The 15889-nt window shown below is 50.4% G+C and carries 11 protein-coding genes; 6 read left to right on the forward strand and 5 right to left on the reverse strand.

The features are described 5' to 3' along the window. Positions 1 to 91 precede the first annotated feature (91 nt). Positions 92 to 1669 carry an AMP-binding protein gene (locus ACLBLI_RS03690; protein WP_414829811.1) on the reverse strand — a complete coding sequence of 526 codons (1578 nt, stop codon included), beginning with the start codon at positions 1667 to 1669 and terminating at the stop codon, positions 92 to 94. 129 nt (positions 1670 to 1798) lie between these two features. After that, positions 1799 to 2254, reverse strand: coding sequence for a hypothetical protein (locus tag ACLBLI_RS03695; RefSeq protein WP_414829812.1), 456 nt, complete (start codon positions 2252 to 2254; stop codon positions 1799 to 1801). A 110-nt stretch (positions 2255 to 2364) separates the two neighbouring features. Between ACLBLI_RS03695 and ACLBLI_RS03700 the strand changes: the two genes are divergently transcribed. From ACLBLI_RS03700 to lysC, 4 genes are all read left to right on the forward strand, one after another. Beyond that, complete coding sequence (locus ACLBLI_RS03700) at positions 2365 to 3525, forward strand: PQQ-dependent sugar dehydrogenase (RefSeq protein ID WP_414829813.1); 1161 nt, start codon at positions 2365 to 2367, stop codon at positions 3523 to 3525. A gap of 196 nt (positions 3526 to 3721) precedes the next feature. Next, on the forward strand, positions 3722 to 6334 hold the full coding sequence (acnB, locus tag ACLBLI_RS03705) for a bifunctional aconitate hydratase 2/2-methylisocitrate dehydratase (RefSeq protein ID WP_414829814.1): 2613 nt from the start codon (positions 3722 to 3724) through the stop codon (positions 6332 to 6334). Between the two features lie 73 nt (positions 6335 to 6407). Further along, positions 6408 to 6857: a DUF192 domain-containing protein gene (locus ACLBLI_RS03710; protein ID WP_414829815.1), complete on the forward strand. Its 450-nt coding sequence runs from the start codon at positions 6408 to 6410 to the stop codon at positions 6855 to 6857. A 71-nt stretch (positions 6858 to 6928) separates the two neighbouring features. Then, a complete protein-coding gene (gene lysC / locus ACLBLI_RS03715; protein ID WP_414829816.1) occupies positions 6929 to 8278 on the forward strand; it encodes a lysine-sensitive aspartokinase 3 in 1350 nt (449 codons plus the stop codon). A 418-nt stretch (positions 8279 to 8696) separates the two neighbouring features. Here the strand turns inward: lysC and ACLBLI_RS03720 are convergent, their stop codons facing one another. Continuing rightward, a complete protein-coding gene (locus tag ACLBLI_RS03720) occupies positions 8697 to 9005 on the reverse strand; it encodes a hypothetical protein (protein ID WP_414829817.1) in 309 nt (102 codons plus the stop codon). A 127-nt stretch (positions 9006 to 9132) separates the two neighbouring features. Here ACLBLI_RS03720 and ACLBLI_RS03725 point away from each other — a divergent pair, with 127 nt between their 5' ends. Then, positions 9133 to 10335, forward strand: coding sequence for a low temperature requirement protein A (locus tag ACLBLI_RS03725; protein ID WP_414829818.1), 1203 nt, complete (start codon positions 9133 to 9135; stop codon positions 10333 to 10335). Positions 10336 to 10643: 308 nt separating this feature from the next. Continuing rightward, positions 10644 to 10829: a hypothetical protein gene (locus ACLBLI_RS03730; RefSeq protein WP_414829819.1), complete on the forward strand. Its 186-nt coding sequence runs from the start codon at positions 10644 to 10646 to the stop codon at positions 10827 to 10829. Positions 10830 to 11370: 541 nt separating this feature from the next. Here ACLBLI_RS03730 and ACLBLI_RS03735 read toward each other — a convergent pair. Beyond that, on the reverse strand, positions 11371 to 13017 hold the full coding sequence (locus ACLBLI_RS03735) for a diguanylate cyclase (RefSeq protein ID WP_414829820.1): 1647 nt from the start codon (positions 13015 to 13017) through the stop codon (positions 11371 to 11373). A gap of 454 nt (positions 13018 to 13471) precedes the next feature. Next, on the reverse strand, positions 13472 to 15496 hold the full coding sequence (locus tag ACLBLI_RS03740; RefSeq protein ID WP_414829821.1) for a methyl-accepting chemotaxis protein: 2025 nt from the start codon (positions 15494 to 15496) through the stop codon (positions 13472 to 13474). Positions 15497 to 15889 lie beyond the last annotated feature (393 nt).

Below are 15889 nucleotides of genomic sequence, written 5' to 3' on the forward strand. Positions count from 1 at the left end.
AACATATGCCCCAAGCCCGAACAACCCGGAAATCTCTGACATCATTGCGCTGACGCGAAATGGCAGAGGTTTCCTAACGGGGCTGGTTGTATTACGCGCCCTTGCGAAGTTCCCTGCGAAGAATTTTTCCTACCGTTGATTTTGGTAATTCATCAAGAACCGTTATGCTTTTTGGCACCTTATAGCCGGTGAGATGTTCGCGACAATAAGCTCGTAGCGCCTCGGTATCGACCTCTTTTTCGGTCGTGATAAAGGCACACACACGTTCGCCGGAATTGTCATCCGGCATGCCAACGACGGCGGCTTCCATCACATCCGGATGCGATGTGAGTACGTCTTCAACCTCGTTTGGATACACGTTAAACCCGGATACCAGGATCATATCTTTCAGACGATCGACAATTTTCACAGCGCCTGATTCGGTAAACTCGCCGATGTCGCCGGTCTTGAAATATCCATCTTCAGTCATGACTTTGGCCGTCTCATCATCTCGGTTCCAGTAACCCAGCATGACCTGCGGACCGCGGGCCGCAATCTGTCCGGACTCGCCTTCTGCAACAGGGTTGTCATGGCTGTCCAGCAGTACGATGTCGGTATCTGCCAGTGGCAAACCTACCGTACCAATTTCTTCCTCGCCCGGATTGTTAAAGCATAGCACCGGTGCGGTTTCCGACAATCCGTAACCTTCGGTAATGCTGCACCCGGTTACGTCTTTCCAGATAGCAACCGCGCCCTTGGTTAACGCTGTTCCTCCAGAAAGTGTCAGGTGCAGCTCGGAAAAGTCGAGCTTTGCAAACTCAGGATGGCGTCCTAATCCGACGAACAGGGTGTTGATACCCGCAAAGGTGGTAAATTTGTGTGGTCTCAGAGTTTGGATAAAGCCGTCAATGTCACGCGGGTTAGGAATGAGTATGGTCTGACATCCCTTCGCAAAGAAAGTCATCATACATACAGTAAACGCGTAAATATGATAAAGCGGCAGCGGACAGACAACGACCTCTTTGCCATCCCGGAAGCGGGCACCGAGGCGATCCAGCGTCTGGATACTGTTTGCCAGCACGTTCCTGTGACTGAGCGCGGCGCCTTTTGATACCCCGGTAGTGCCGCCTGTGTATTGCAGCATACATAACTCATCAAGCTGGGTTTCTGGACGTGGTGGTAATGTTAGTGCGCTGCCTTTATCCAGCACGACCGTTAGAGATGTCGTGTCGTTGATATCAGGAGCTGAATCGGGGTCAAGTAATTCTGTCGCCGACGTGGTGATGACAGTGGTTATGCCAGTGTCGGCTTTAATGGCCTCAAATTTCGGCATCAGGTCACTCAGAATAACCAGTGCCTTCGCACCGCTGTCGGTAAACTGGTGTTTCATCTCCCGCTCAGTATAGAGTGGGTTAGTATTCACTACCACAAACCCAGCACGTAAAGCGCCGTAAACTGCAATGGGGTTTTGGATCAGGTTGGGAAGTTGTATGGCAATTCTGTCGCCGGGTTCAAGCTCTGTATTATGAAGAAGGTAACTTGCGAAAGCGCGGGAATGCGCTTCTATCTGACTGAACGTCAGTGTTTGCCCCAACGCAGTGTAAGCGGGCTTATCAGCAAACCGCGCCAGTACCTGTTCAATATAATCTGCCAGCGAAGATACATTATCCGGATAGGTCAAACTTGTCATAAGGCGGTAACCACGATTGAAATATAAATTGAGATTCGTTAACCCTAGCAAAGGTTCTGAATTATTTACATTTTGATTACATGATTAGTATCTATTCACAGGGTTTATGCAGAACTATACAAGGTGGTGTTATTTTGTTCGCGCGACCTGATCCGCAACCGCAAACGTGAGCCCGCCAAGAAACCCGGCACTGCTTTGAAGTAATTTTCCGCCAGTATCACGCGCGCCCGCAATCAGCGTCACATCCATGATAGGGTGCATAGCCAGCAACATTACGAGCATCCCGAAGGCGCCGGCACTGGCGCAGATTAAAGCATAAAGTGCCCCGCGGTGCGGTAGAAAGCGGCCAGTCAATGACGCTGCGCCCATCGCCATAAACAGCATCGCGAAAATCGCCGTACCATACGCAGGCAATAGCCCTGCCAAATCATAGGCAATGGTTGCCAGGCGCTCAGCCAGAGGAATCTGCACATTCAGTTCACTGAGGCGAGCCAGGACAGATTGAGTATGAAAGATACTGGCAAAGCTGTATGTGACTAAAAAGGCTGGTACTAAAGTTAATATAAAGCGGACAAACTTTTTCACATTCACTCCCGTTTGAATGCGTTGTTGCTGAGCGTCGACAGTGGTGTTGGCGCAGCCTTATCATTCCATGGTAGGGTAGGCATCTTCAAGTTTTCTTTGCATCTAACATCATGAAAGTATGGCTTTCTTTACTCACATCGCTGACTTTTCTTAGTCCATTTGCAGCTACCGCTCAAAATAATGATAGCGCCAAAGGCTACCAAATCGAGACGATAGCTGAAGAGCTCAATCGTCCCTGGGCTGTGGTAGAAACGCCAGACAGACGCTGGCTGATCACCGAAATGGGCGGCACACTGGTTACACTTTATCCTGACGGCACCACAGTGCGCACAGTGGTGCCGCTGGCGTCGCTGTATGTAGAGGGGCAGGGTGGCCTGCTGGATGTTGCGCTGACACAGGATTTTGCTATGTCTGGCCGGGTGATGCTGACGTATGCGAAAGGGAATGCCGAATGTAACCGGTTGGCGGTGGTGAGTGCGACACTCACTGAGGAGGGCGCGCTGGAGGATATCTCGCCCGTGCTGGAGGTGACCCCATGTAAAGACACGCCAGTCCATTTTGGAGGACGTCTTGCGGTGTTAAACGATGGCACCTGGCTGGTGACGACGGGTGATGGTTTTGACTATCGGGAGCAAGCGCAGAAGCTGAACTCGCAGCTAGGCAAGGTGCTGCGCTTCCGCGAGGATGGCGAAGCACCAGCTGACAACCCGTTTGAAGACGCTCCCTACGTCTATACGCTGGGTCACCGTAACCCTCAGGGGCTGATTGTTGATGAGGAAAGCGGCACCGTGTATCAGCAGGAACATGGCCCGGATGGTGGTGATGAAATTAATGTGCTTAACGCCGGCGAGAATTACGGCTGGCCGGTCGTGACGCTCGGAGTGGATTACTCCGGTGCCAGAATCAGCCCGTTTGAATCCTACCCGGGAATGCAAAACCCGTTGTACAACTGGACGCCTTCCATCGCCCCATCATCAATGGTGTTGTATCAACAAGACACCTTTGCCTGGCTACAAAATCATCTGGTCATCAGTGCGCTTAAATCACAAGGGCTGTTTGCCATCAATTTGTCTGAGAGACCACTTCAGAGCCAGCGAATATTTGCTACTATTAATCAGCGAATACGTGACGTGGCCGCAGATCATCAGGGCAATATCGTTGTGCTGACCGACGGTAGCGCGGCCTCGTTACTACGACTGATACCTCAATCCAGATTGATTCTGAGCCAGAGCTCCAGCCCATTGGGTTGGGGCCGATATGGTGGCGTTTGACAGAAGTAGCGTTAAGCATCACAAATAACTATGTGAAATACACAGCAATAGCCTGGCTGAATGGCCGTTATAAGTGAATGAAAGCGCATTAAAATTTAAATTTACAGTACAAGCCGTTATAATCCCGGCGTTTATCTAGTCACGTCCTGTGCCAAGACCGTTTACTTAGGGCAGGATTAACCATGAGGAAGATATCGTGTTAGAAGAATACCGTAAACACGTAGAAGAACGTGCTGCAGAGGGTATCCCGCCAAAAGCACTGACCGCAGAACAGGTTGCAGGTCTGGTTGAATTATTGAAAAACCCACCTGCTGGCGAAGAAGAGTACCTGCTGGAGCTGATCTCTGAGCGCGTTCCTCCTGGTGTCGATGAAGCCGCTTATGTGAAAGCGGGCTTCCTAAGCGCAATCGCCAAAGGCGAAGACAGCTGTGAGTTGATCAGCCGCGAAAAGGCGGTTGAGCTGCTGGGCAACATGCACGGTGGTTACAACATCGCTACGCTGGTCGACTTACTGGACGAAGATGCACTGGCACCCATGGCAGCGAAAGAGCTTAAGCACACGCTGTTGATGTTCGATGCTTATCACGATGTAGAAGAAAAGCACAAGGCCGGTAATGCGCACGCGACTGACATCATCAAGTCATGGGCAGAAGCAGAGTGGTTTACCTCGCGTCCTAAGATGGACGACAAAATGACCTACACCGTATTTAAAGTCACCGGTGAAACCAACACCGATGACCTGTCTCCGGCACCGGACGCCTGGTCACGTCCTGATATTCCACTGCACGCACTGGCAGCTTACAAGATGACCCGTGACGGCCTTGAGCCAGAAGAGCACGGTGTGAAAGGGCCAATGAAGCAAATTGAAGAAATCAAAGCCAAAGGTCATCCTGTCGCTTTCGTTGGTGACGTAGTGGGAACCGGCTCTTCACGTAAGTCAGCGACTAACTCAGTACTGTGGTTCTTTGGTGAAGATCTGCCAGGCGTACCTAACAAGCGCGGCGGCGGTGTATGTATTGGCGGTAAAGTCGCGCCAATCTTCTTCAACACCATGGAAGATGCCGGCGCGCTGGTATTTGAAGCCGACGTAGACAACATGAACATGGGTGATGTGATTGATATCTACCCGTATGAAGGCAAAATCACTAACAGTGAAACTGGCGAAGTACTTGCCCAGTACGACTACAAATCCAAGGTTATCCTTGATGAAGTTCGTGCTGGTGGCCGTATCAACCTGATCATCGGTCGTGGTCTGACTGACAAAGCCCGCGAAACACTGGGCCTTGAGCCGACCGACCTGTTCCGTAAACCAGAGCAGCCTAAAGACACTGGTAAAGGCTATACCCTTGCCCAGAAGATGGTAGGTAAGGCCTGTGGTGTTGAAGGTGTTCGTCCTGGTACGTACTGCGAGCCTAAGATGACTACCGTAGGTTCACAGGATACCACCGGCCCTATGACCCGCGACGAACTCAAAGACCTGGCGTGTCTTGGCTTTACTGCCGATCTGACTATGCAGTCTTTCTGTCACACTGCGGCGTATCCGAAGCCGGTAGATATCGAAACGCAGCACACGCTGCCTGATTTCATCATGAACCGTGGCGGTGTTTCACTGCGTCCTGGTGACGGTATCATCCACAGCTGGCTGAACCGTATGTTGCTGCCTGATACTGTAGGTACCGGTGGTGACTCGCACACCCGTTTCCCGCTGGGTATTTCATTCCCTGCCGGTTCTGGTCTGGTGGCGTTCGCAGCAGCTACAGGCGTTATGCCTCTGGATATGCCGGAATCTATCCTGGTTCGCTTTACCGGTAAGCGTCAGCCTGGTATCACCCTGCGTGATCTGGTTCACGCCATTCCTCTGTACGGTATCAAGCAAGGTCTGCTGACGGTTGAGAAAAAAGGTAAGATCAACCAGTTCTCTGGCCGCGTGCTGGAAATCGAAGGTCTGGAAGACTTAACGGTTGAACAGGCATTCGAATTATCTGATGCGTCTGCCGAGCGTTCAGCAGCAGGTTGTACCATCAACCTGTCTGAAGAATCTATCGCTGAATACCTGCGTTCTAACATCACCATGCTTCGCTGGATGATCAATGAAGGCTACGGTGATCCACGTACCCTTGAGCGTCGTGCGCAGAAGATGGAAGAGTGGCTGGCGAATCCTGAACTGATGCGTGCCGACAAAGATGCGGAGTACGCTGAAGTTATCGAGATTAACCTGGACGATATCAAAGAGCCTATCGTGTGCTGCCCGAACGATCCAGACGATGCGAAAACATTGTCAGACGTTGCTGGCGACAAGGTAGATGAAGTCTTTATCGGTTCTTGTATGACTAACATCGGTCACTTCCGTGCGGCCGGTAAGCTGCTTGAGCAGTACAACAAAACATTGCCTACCCGTCTGTGGATTTCTCCACCAACCAAGATGGATAAAGCCCAGTTGATGGAAGAAGGCTACTACAACATCTACGGACGAGTAGGTGTGCGTACCGAAATGCCAGGCTGTTCACTGTGTATGGGTAACCAGGCACGTGTTGATGCCGGTGCGACGGTATTGTCTACTTCTACCCGTAACTTCCCTAACCGCTTAGGTGATGGCGCGAATGTGTATCTGACGTCAGCCGAGCTGGCTGCGGTAGGTGCTATCGTGGGTCGTATCCCTACGGCAGAAGAATACATGGAGTATGCAGGTAAGATTGACTCTATGGCTGCTGATGTTTACCGTTATCTGAACTTCGATAAGATGGAAAGCTTTAAGAAAGCGGAAGACGATGCGAAGGCGAAGATCATTCCAACATTGAATGTTGCCTGAGTGAGCGTATAAACTACAAAGCCGGGCACCGAAAGGGCCCGGCTTTTTTTATGGCCTCAAGGAGAGTACCTGCATGCCAATGATAAAACCTGCGACACTGGCTTTTATTGCGCTTTTTTTACTGACAGCCGCTGCGGTTCAAGCGATACCCGACCTGCCGGTAAAATTTGATAGCGCCTCAATTGAAGTGAAGGGGCAGGAGTATCCGGTTGAATACGCACAGACTTACGAACAGCGGGCCCGTGGCCTGATGTACCGAAAATCACTGTGTGAAGACTGTGGCATGCTGTTCAGGTTCAGCACTCCCAAAAAAGCCAGCATGTGGATGAAGAATACTTTCATTCCCTTGGATGTGGCATTTATCGACAGAAACGGCGTGATAACAGATATAAAAGCCCTGCAGCCCCATAACCTTGAGTCAGTGGGCGCATCTGAAGAGGTGATATACGCGCTGGAAATGAACCAGGGTTGGTTTGCCAGACAAAATATAAAAGTTGGCGACCAGATTATTGTTAATCCATAACAACGGATAAACCATATCCTTGTTATCTTGCCGGATCTCAGAACTCTGAGCCGGTGAAAACGGAGAAAACTGTGACTAATGCTTTAACTATTGCCAAATTCGGCGGTACCAGCGTGGCAAATTACGCCGCGATGCAAAACTGTGCACGCATTGTTGCCAGCAATCAGGAAACCCGAATTGTTGTGGTCAGTGCCTCTGCAGGCGTGACGAACTACCTGGTTAACCTCGCGCATACTGCGCTGACGCAGGAGCAGATTGCGCAAACCTGTCAGGCGATTGAAGATATCGAGCGGGCGATCCTTGCTTGTCTGAAAGACAAAGCCAGTGTTGAGGCCAAGCTGGATGATTTACTCGATGAGATGAGATCGCTGGCATTTCATGAAGAGATTATTCATCGGAATGACTTAAAAGATGCGTTGCTTTCCATGGGCGAGCGTATGTCGTCGCTGCTGTTCAGTGCGGTATTGGCTGAGGAAAGCGTTAATACCATGAACTTTGACGTACGTAAGGTCTTGCGAACTGACAGTGAGTTTGGTGCAGCAGCCCCACAGCTTGAAGACATTGCGGCCTTGAGTGAGCAACTATTACGTCCGGAAATTGAAAACGCTATCGTGGTGACACAAGGTTTTGTGGGCGCTGACGAGGAAGGCAGGACTACCACGTTGGGACGCGGCGGCTCCGATTTTACCGCAGCGCTACTGGCGGAAGCCATGAACGCGCAGGTATGTGAAATCTGGACTGATGTGATCGGGGTGTACACCACCGACCCACGCATTACGGATAAGGCACGTCCACTGCCTGAACTCAGCTTTGAGGAAGCCGCAGAAATGGCCACTTTCGGTGCCAAGGTGTTGCACCCGGCTACCATGGAACCTGCACTTCGCAAAGACATTCGTGTGTTTGTGGGATCCAGTAAAGAGCCGGAAAAAGGCGGCACCTGGATAATGCGAGACTGCAAGGAAGAGCCACCCTACCGTGCTATTACACGACGTAAAGAGCAGGTAATGGTGACCGTAAAAACGCCTAAGATGATGTACGCTCAGGGCTTCCTGCAGCAGGTTTTTGCTATTATCGCTAAGCATAAGCTGAGTGTGGATTTGGTAACTACCTCAGAAATCTCAGTGTCGTTTACACTGGATAATCCGGCAAATTCCGTCGCGCAGCGGTTAAACAAAAATACCATTGCGGAACTGGAAACGCTGTGTGATGTGACGGTAGAAAGCGGTTACGACCTGGTAACTGTTGTGGGTAACCACATGCAGACATCGAAAGGCGTGTCGAGCAAGATTTTTGCAGCCGTCTCAGAATATAACCTGCGCATGATTTGCTTTGGTGCGAATCCACATAACATGTCGTTTTTAGTTAACGAGCAGGACAGTGGCGATATCGTTAAAGGATTACACAAATCACTTTTTGAGTAACCTGACTATAACCATATCTGTAGAAGAGGCCATTTCAATAACGGACGAAGTCTTCGATTGCATGGAGCTTGGTTACGGAATAACGCTCCAAAAAGCTCAAGGCAGCCAGTTCCCGAGAATCATCGTGGGCAGTCCAGAAGGGTCGCATCTCAGACCGTGCGTGGCTTTACACGGCGATTACCCGTGCCGAGGCAGAGATACACATTGTCGGGCAGGCTAGTGATTTTGCGTCCATCGTGAAATCGGTAAGCAATGCCACAAGGCGGGCGAGTTTCTTGAGGGAGCTGCTGGAAGAGAGGGATTCGGGGGTTAGTCATTAATGGCTAACCCCCTCATCGCCGGTCGCGGCCATCGGGACCTCTCCCTGTACCGCAATTTCATCTTAAACGATCATCGGTGGTCGTCAAACACCTCAAAATCAGCTCATAAACAAAAGCGAACATTCGAGAACCACCCGTTTCCAGCCAGCTTTTCCATAAGCGCCTCTCTGATATCCACAATTTTCATAACTTTGAAACTTGCGATCGACGCGTTTGGGAACCGTGATTTTGTTTGCCATCACTGAGTTTGTGGGTGTTTGAGTGCGTTCGGCACCCTTGATATCAAGCTTCAGCTCAGCAAGGATTGCCACTGAATTGAGAGTGAATTCCAATACATCTGCTAGTCTTGATCCCATATCCAGACTTTCCCTAAGATTTGAAAGGCTAACACGGAAGGTGTCCAGCATGCCCCATTCTCAAAATGAACAACCTGAGTCCAAGCCACCTCATTGGGAACCTGATCAGCTTGGTCGATGGCGACAGGCTGGCCGGCGGATAATTCACCGCCAGAACAATAAGAAAAAGGGGTAGTGTATGGTAATTAACGATCTTCTCTGGCGGCGACCGCGCCATTACATGGATGTCGATGAAACCCACGACCACGTGCACTGGGTGGAACTTTTCTTCGACCTGATCCATGTAGTGACAATTTTCATTCTGGGGAATTACCTGTCCCATCATCTGGGGTGGCAGGGATTCTGGGTGTTTACGGGACTGTTCCTGGCGATTTTCTATGCCTGGGCAGACAGTTCGGTCTATAACTCGCTGTATATCTCCACGGACATGCCGCATCGCGTGGCGATGGCACTTCAGATTGTCACGATGATGATCATCGCGGCGGCGATTCCCGACGTGGGCGGTGAAGGCTGGATGTATTTCGCGCTGGGCTATGCGTTGAATCGGACGCTGACGGCCTATCTTTACTGGCGGGCGCGCTGTACCGACAGCGCGGCCAATACGCTGGCGCAGGAACAGGGGCGGAATTTTTTCGTGTTGGCCGGGTTGTTCGCGCTGTCGGCTTTTTTGCCCACACCGGTCGCCTACTGGGTCTTTGCCGCCGGCGTGGCAGCAATCCAGCTTCAGTACATGCTGCCGCGCGTGGGCACGCTCCGCTTCGAACGCTTTGTGCCTCAACTCGGACACATCTCGGAGCGCTTCGGCCTTCTGATGTTGATCTTGCTGGGTGAAGGCTTCTTTAAGCTGGTGGTCACGCTGGCCGACAAGGGCGTCTACAGAGTAAGCGCGGGTACGCTGTTCAATGTGACCATGGGCGGCTTGTCCCTCTTCGCGCTGGCCTGGGTTTATTTCGACTGCGCCGGCAATGCAAAACCGAAGAACCGCACCAGTGCCGTGCTGCTGAGATACTGGCTTGCTCACATCGCGATTTTGTGGAGCGCGGTGACGATTGGCGTTGCGCTGGCCGGAGAAGTCTACGTCGGCTTGTGGGAGCCTTATCCGGCCGGTTACGGCGCGCTTGGCTCGGTCGGCCTTGCGGTTTTTTTAGCTTCGCTATGGGCGCTGCATCGAACCGTGGCTGATGCCGATGCCACCGGCAACTACCACAGCGCCGGTCTGAGGCTGTTCGGCATTGTCATGGCGCTGGTTGTATTAGCCGTTCATCCCTTCGTGCCGTCGATTGTCGGCAACGGGCTTTGGGTCCTGGCGCTGTTCTCGCAGATTTGTGTGCCGATTTTTCAGGCGGTAAGAGATGCGCGCCGGTCTAATAAAATGCTGTGATGGAACATGGCTACGGCCATGCAATTTGACAGTTAGCCGTCAGGGATTTGATGCGTCCTTCCTATGCGCATGCGCATGCGCTCCGCAAAGCCATGACGTTGTCAGGGCAATCTTACTTTTATTGACATGTGTTAGGTGACAAATTTCGTTTTGAAGATGGCGAAGCGTATGAAGTCGAAGTGGGGGACTACCACCGAGTGAGAAGAAGACGATTGAGAGTTCTATCCGATTAGAGATACCTCGGACCCCAAAATGCTTGCACGCACTTGTAATCATGTGATTGCAGAAATTCTGAGTCTGCACGTGGCTTGGAGAATTTTCCCGAAAATGCCATCACGATTGCCGGCAATGGGCTTGGTGATGAGATGGTACTAATCCGAGAAGGTGCCTCGTTTAAGCCAAATGTGTATTTATGGCTGTATGAAATGGGGAAGCTTGAAGAGCTAGTGAGTTCGTTCCATGCTATCAGAATGGTTATCGAGACGTGGTTTTAGCTTTACCGAATGTTCGCTTTGCGACCAGAGCTACGGGCGGCCAATTTCTTGTGGCAACCTCCAGCTACAGTATGAGTAAGGTGGTATGACCACTGCTAACTTTTAAGCATCCCCGAGGAAGTTATCTTTATCTGTGCTCTCACTCGCTCACATCGCTGGTCGTGAAATACCTCGGGTGAATCGTCGCTTGCGGCGAGAGGGCAGAGCCCTTGGAACAAGCGCTTCTATTTTTACACACCGAATTACACACTATGTAAAAATAATGAATGCCCCAAAAGGCTCTGCTCATGGGACACTCACTCTCTCAGTGAATTACATAATATTCACTATATACTACAAATGGCCTCTTTTTTGTATCTGGAGGAGGTCATTCAGGCACGCAGCGGGCAAACCTATCTTATTAGTCTGGCACATCGAGACCTTCACAAAGCCAACGCCTGAAAAACATTCTGCCAAAAAGGCGCTACGTCGTAACCGTTGTTGTATAAGGGGGAGGGTTGCTTTTGTAACTCAATGCCTGGTAACGCTGCCTTAACGCAGGTCAGGTCTGCGCTTCAGGCTTTGCCTTAACCGCTGCGTTATCTGGCTTTGTGTCTGCGGCTTTAACCCGGTTTCTTCCCTGGTTTTTAGCCTCGTACAGGGCCCTGTCGGCAAGGTCAAACAGCGCTGTAATGTCCAGTGTTTCTGAAGTGGGCTTGGTAGCCACGCCTACGCTGATAGTCAGATATGTAGAAAAATCCGGCGTATCCAGCGGGATTTGTAATTGCTCAATGGCAATCCTCAGGTTATTGGCGACTTGCACCGCATCTTCCAGCACTGTGTTTTGCAGTATCACAACGAATTCTTCGCCCCCGAAACGTGCAACCATATCAGTGGCACTATGGGTAAGTTGTTCCAGTGTTCTGGCAACTTGCGCCAGTGCCTGATCACCGCGTGCATGCCCGTAGGTATCGTTAAATGCTTTGAAATGATCAATATCCACAATCAACATGGATAGTGATCGCATTCGGGTGGCTTTATGGCTGGCTATATTACGCAACTGAATGTCGAGATAGCGGCGGTTCCCCAGTCCTGTCAATGGATCGGTATTGCTGAGCTTTTGCAGTTTAATATTTCGCGAAACAAGCTCGCTGCGTTGTTTGCTGATTAGTGCAAATAATTCATCCATCCGTCTGCCAAGCTTGTGCAGCTCATTATGTCCCTTGAGGTTAGTCCTGCCAGAAAAATCGTCATGGCGCATCGCCTGGCTGACATTGCCAAGCAGCCGTTGAATTGGGGTGAGTAATTGAAAATGTACGTAGCTGAAAAACAGCAACAGTATTGTCCCTGAGATGAGTAGTCCGGCAACTAGCGACATATCGAACAACGAGTTTTCATAGGGATGTGTACGCTGTTGAATGCTTAGCGTAAACACGGGATCTGCGCCATGGTTTCTTACCACAAGCACGAGCTTTCCGTCGTGGGCCTGTACGGTGTTTTCGTCAATACTTGCATACTCCTGAGCGTAGTTGAGATGTTCTGACGTCAGTGAGTCGCCAAAACTCAGTGTGATGTCATTCTCAATCCCTGGTGTCAGTAAGGCGATGAAGTTGTCATTGATATATCGCCACAGTAGTGCGGTACCGGCGTAGGGACCGGATTCGTCCGAGCGTAAAATGGTGTGTGATATGACCAGAGCTGGCTTCTCATTGATTAGTGCGAATTGCACGTTGCTGCGAAGCTGAGCATCTTCATCCTCGCGAGTGTCGAACAGAAACCCCTGGCGATAGGCATTGGAAGCATTATCGAATACGTCTGCTTTCATGGGAGAGAAATTCTCGTCGACGCTGCTTCCTGCGATGCGTGCCGGATTGCGGTCGTAGAAGTACCACCCATTGATGCCAAGGCGCTGAAAGGAGGCGCCGATAATATAGTTCTCGTTAAACCAGTCTACATCGTTTTGCTGCGTAGCCTGGTACATTTGATCCCACACGGCGTTGTCGTAAACCAGGTTTACCAGTGATGCTATTTCCTGCTGAAATTGCGAGGCCACCCGACGAATATCAAGATAGTCATTTTGCTTCGCCATCTGGTTAAATGCCGGCAGGATCCATACGTAACGTATGAATGCCTGGGTGGCGAGAATAGACAGGCAGGCCAGAAGAACGGCCGCAATCAGTTGGGTTCGTAAACGGCTGGGTTTATACATGAATGCTCCAGTGATACCAATTCGATGTGTCGAAGAGAGAATCGATACAGATAACCAAAAACCGAATAATCCATGCGAGTAGCGTTTTGTCGGTACTGTCTTTATACAGAATTACACTGTGTGCAACTATACTGCCTAAGTATAATTGCAAATAAATAAAGTGCTCTGAGAATTGATTCAGTGCCAAGGCTGTCAGTGCGCGGAGTGCTGGCGCGGTCGTCGTTTTACATGACTGACTAAAATCCACTAAGTGCGCTCGTTCTGGAAAAATCAATCGTGCAGACAGTAAAAACATTGCCATAGCGCAATGCAACCCAGCAGGGAAAGTGCGCCCCGAAGGTAAAGATTTCGGGCTAACGAGCGCAATATAAAGCGAAGGCGAGTGTCCTGTCAGCAAACCGCCGGACAACAAAAAAGGGGCCGTAAGGCCCCTTAATAAGTCAGATGGATGAATTTACACTTTAAACTGACGAATAGACTGCTGGAGCTCCTCTGCAAGTCTTGCCACTTCATGACTTGACTCAGATGTTTGCTGCGCACCTGCAGTGGTCTCTTCAGCGATGCCCACAATGGTTTCCAGTTTCTCACTGATTTCGTGGGATACGGTATTTTGTTCACGGGCTGATTGTTCAATCTGCGAGCTTACATCATGGGCTTTGTGAACTGCATCAGAGATGATATCCAGAGCTTGTGTAGCACGTTCTGTTTGCTCCACACACACTGCCGTTTGCTCTTTACCCTGATTCATCACGGCTACCGCTTTTTCTGCACCTGCCTGCAGCATTTCGATCATCGCATTGATTTCCTGCGTCGACTCCTGCGTACGGCTTGCCAGGGTGCGAACTTCGTCTGCTACTACCGCAAAGCCGCGACCCTGTTCGCCGGCCCGGGCTGCCTCAATAGCGGCGTTAAGCGCAAGCAGATTGGTCTGGTCTGCAACACCGCGTATGACATCCAGAATGCCACCGATAGAGGCGCTGTCCTGGTGCAGTTTATTGATAACTTCTGCCGCATCCTGGACGTCTCTTGCCAGTACTTCTATCGTATTGCGGTTCTCAAGAGAAATCTTACGCACGTTTTCTGCTTCGGCATCCGCGTGACGAATCTGGCTAAGAGTATCCTCTGCATTCTGCATAACCAACTGTGAGGTTGAGTGCATTTCTGTGGTCGCTGTTGCCACTTGCGAGATTTGTGACTTCTGATCCTGAATACTGTGGGTGGTTTGTGAGGTTACAGTAGACGTTTGCTCTGATGCCGCCGCAAGCTGTTCGGCGCGGGTATTGATACCTGTGATAAGCGACTTCAGATTGCCGATAAGTTTGTTACAGTTACGCGCCAGTTGACCGAACTCGTCTTGCGCAGAATCATCCATGCGCTGTGTCAGATCGCCCGAAGATGCAATGTTAAGCAGCTCATTTACGCGATTTAGCGGACGGGTAATCGCATTGACCGTGATGAACCCGATCACCGCAGCAATAGCGATAGACGCAAGTACCACAACAATAACGAAGATATTGCCATTGGAAACTGCACTATTAACCTGCGCATCGATATCAGAAGCTTTTTGATTTGCGAGGGTTAATAAGCGCTCCAGTTCGACCGTGGCTTGCGCGATGTTTTCGTCTGACGCCATCAATGCCTGCTCTGCGGCGTTTCTGTGTTCTAGGCGGTCAACCTGTAACTGCAGCACACCATCGTTGGCGGTAATTGCGTTCAGTGCATCAGATACCAGCGTGTTAATTTCATTCAGCGTGCCTGAAGCATCCTGGCCGTCTGCCGCACTTACCATGTCAGAAAGCAGGCCGGCGACGCGTTCAACAACCAGCTCGACTTCATTACCAATGGTTTGTGAGCGTATCAGTGTTTGTGTTTTTACGTATTCGTAGGAAACAGTAAGCAGTGACAGCAGGGAGGTTTCAAGCTCGCTACCAACGCGGGCTGCTTCCTGAAGGTCTTCGTTGTCACGAACGGCCTGCATGTCGGAGAAATCCAGCAGATACGTGGATGCGTCATCAGCATTGTCTTCAGCCACGCCCAACTGATCATCAATTTCGTTACGCATACTCATATAAGCGCGGTGGTTGTTATACATCGTCTGGACATTGTCGATGTATTCATCGTAACTGGCTTTAACAGTGTTTAACGACTGCTTCAATTCCGGATCATTGCTGACAGCTTTCGCCAGAAGCGCATACTGCTGCTCAAAGTTTTCCTTGCTTTGATTGAAACTGGCTTCTTTTTCTTCCAGGCCGCTAAGATCTTCTTCTATGTAGGCCTCGAAGGTGAGTCGTCCCATGTTCAGGAAACTGGCTTTCAAGGCGTTACTGCCAGACAGAGTGGGCAGTGCTACCTCATTCACTTCATCTGTCGCCGAACCGACGGAGTTCAGGTTATAGAGTGAGACGGCGCTGATAACAACCAGCAATAAGCTGATAGCAACGAAGCCGCCAATGACCCGCATGGCTACTGTAATTCTCATCGGAACTCCTGATGTGACACTGTTATTGTTATGAAGATTTCTCTCGCAGTGAATTTTGGCAAAAAAATAGTATAAATTCACTACCGAACTTACACTTTTCCTGCACCGAACCTGTTGTGAAAAATCTAACCTGATTTTTTTATCGACATTACAATAAGATACTTAAGCCCGCTTATGCTAATTAGCGAAAAAGATCTTACAGGTTTTACCACTATACCGGAAAATCCAGGGATGGTACGAATAACTCTGTTGCTGCCACAACCGGAAGCCGGGGCTCGGGCGTGGTTTGCTAACATGTCGACATATGTGAAAGCTCACCGGCGTGCAGATGCTTAAAAGCACGTTATGCCGGGGAGAGCCCGAATATTCGTTTGTTGCGTCAGGCGTCTTAAC

Source organism: Alteromonas sp. H39, from assembly GCF_047556435.1.
Lineage (GTDB): Bacteria > Pseudomonadota > Gammaproteobacteria > Enterobacterales > Alteromonadaceae > Alteromonas.

What these genes read in the sequence shown, in the direction of transcription:
- ACLBLI_RS03690 (WP_414829811.1), bottom strand. Translation starts at nt 1,669, where the DNA reads ATGACAAGTTTGACCTATCCGGATAATGTATCTTCGCTGGCAGATTAT.
- ACLBLI_RS03700 (WP_414829813.1), top strand. Translation starts at nt 2,365, where the DNA reads ATGAAAGTATGGCTTTCTTTACTCACATCGCTGACTTTTCTTAGTCCA.
- ACLBLI_RS03710 (WP_414829815.1), top strand. Translation starts at nt 6,408, where the DNA reads ATGCCAATGATAAAACCTGCGACACTGGCTTTTATTGCGCTTTTTTTA.
- ACLBLI_RS03720 (WP_414829817.1), bottom strand. Translation starts at nt 9,005, where the DNA reads ATGCTGGACACCTTCCGTGTTAGCCTTTCAAATCTTAGGGAAAGTCTG.
- ACLBLI_RS03725 (WP_414829818.1), top strand. Translation starts at nt 9,133, where the DNA reads ATGGTAATTAACGATCTTCTCTGGCGGCGACCGCGCCATTACATGGAT.
- ACLBLI_RS03735 (WP_414829820.1), bottom strand. Translation starts at nt 13,017, where the DNA reads ATGTATAAACCCAGCCGTTTACGAACCCAACTGATTGCGGCCGTTCTT.
- ACLBLI_RS03740 (WP_414829821.1), bottom strand. Translation starts at nt 15,496, where the DNA reads ATGAGAATTACAGTAGCCATGCGGGTCATTGGCGGCTTCGTTGCTATC.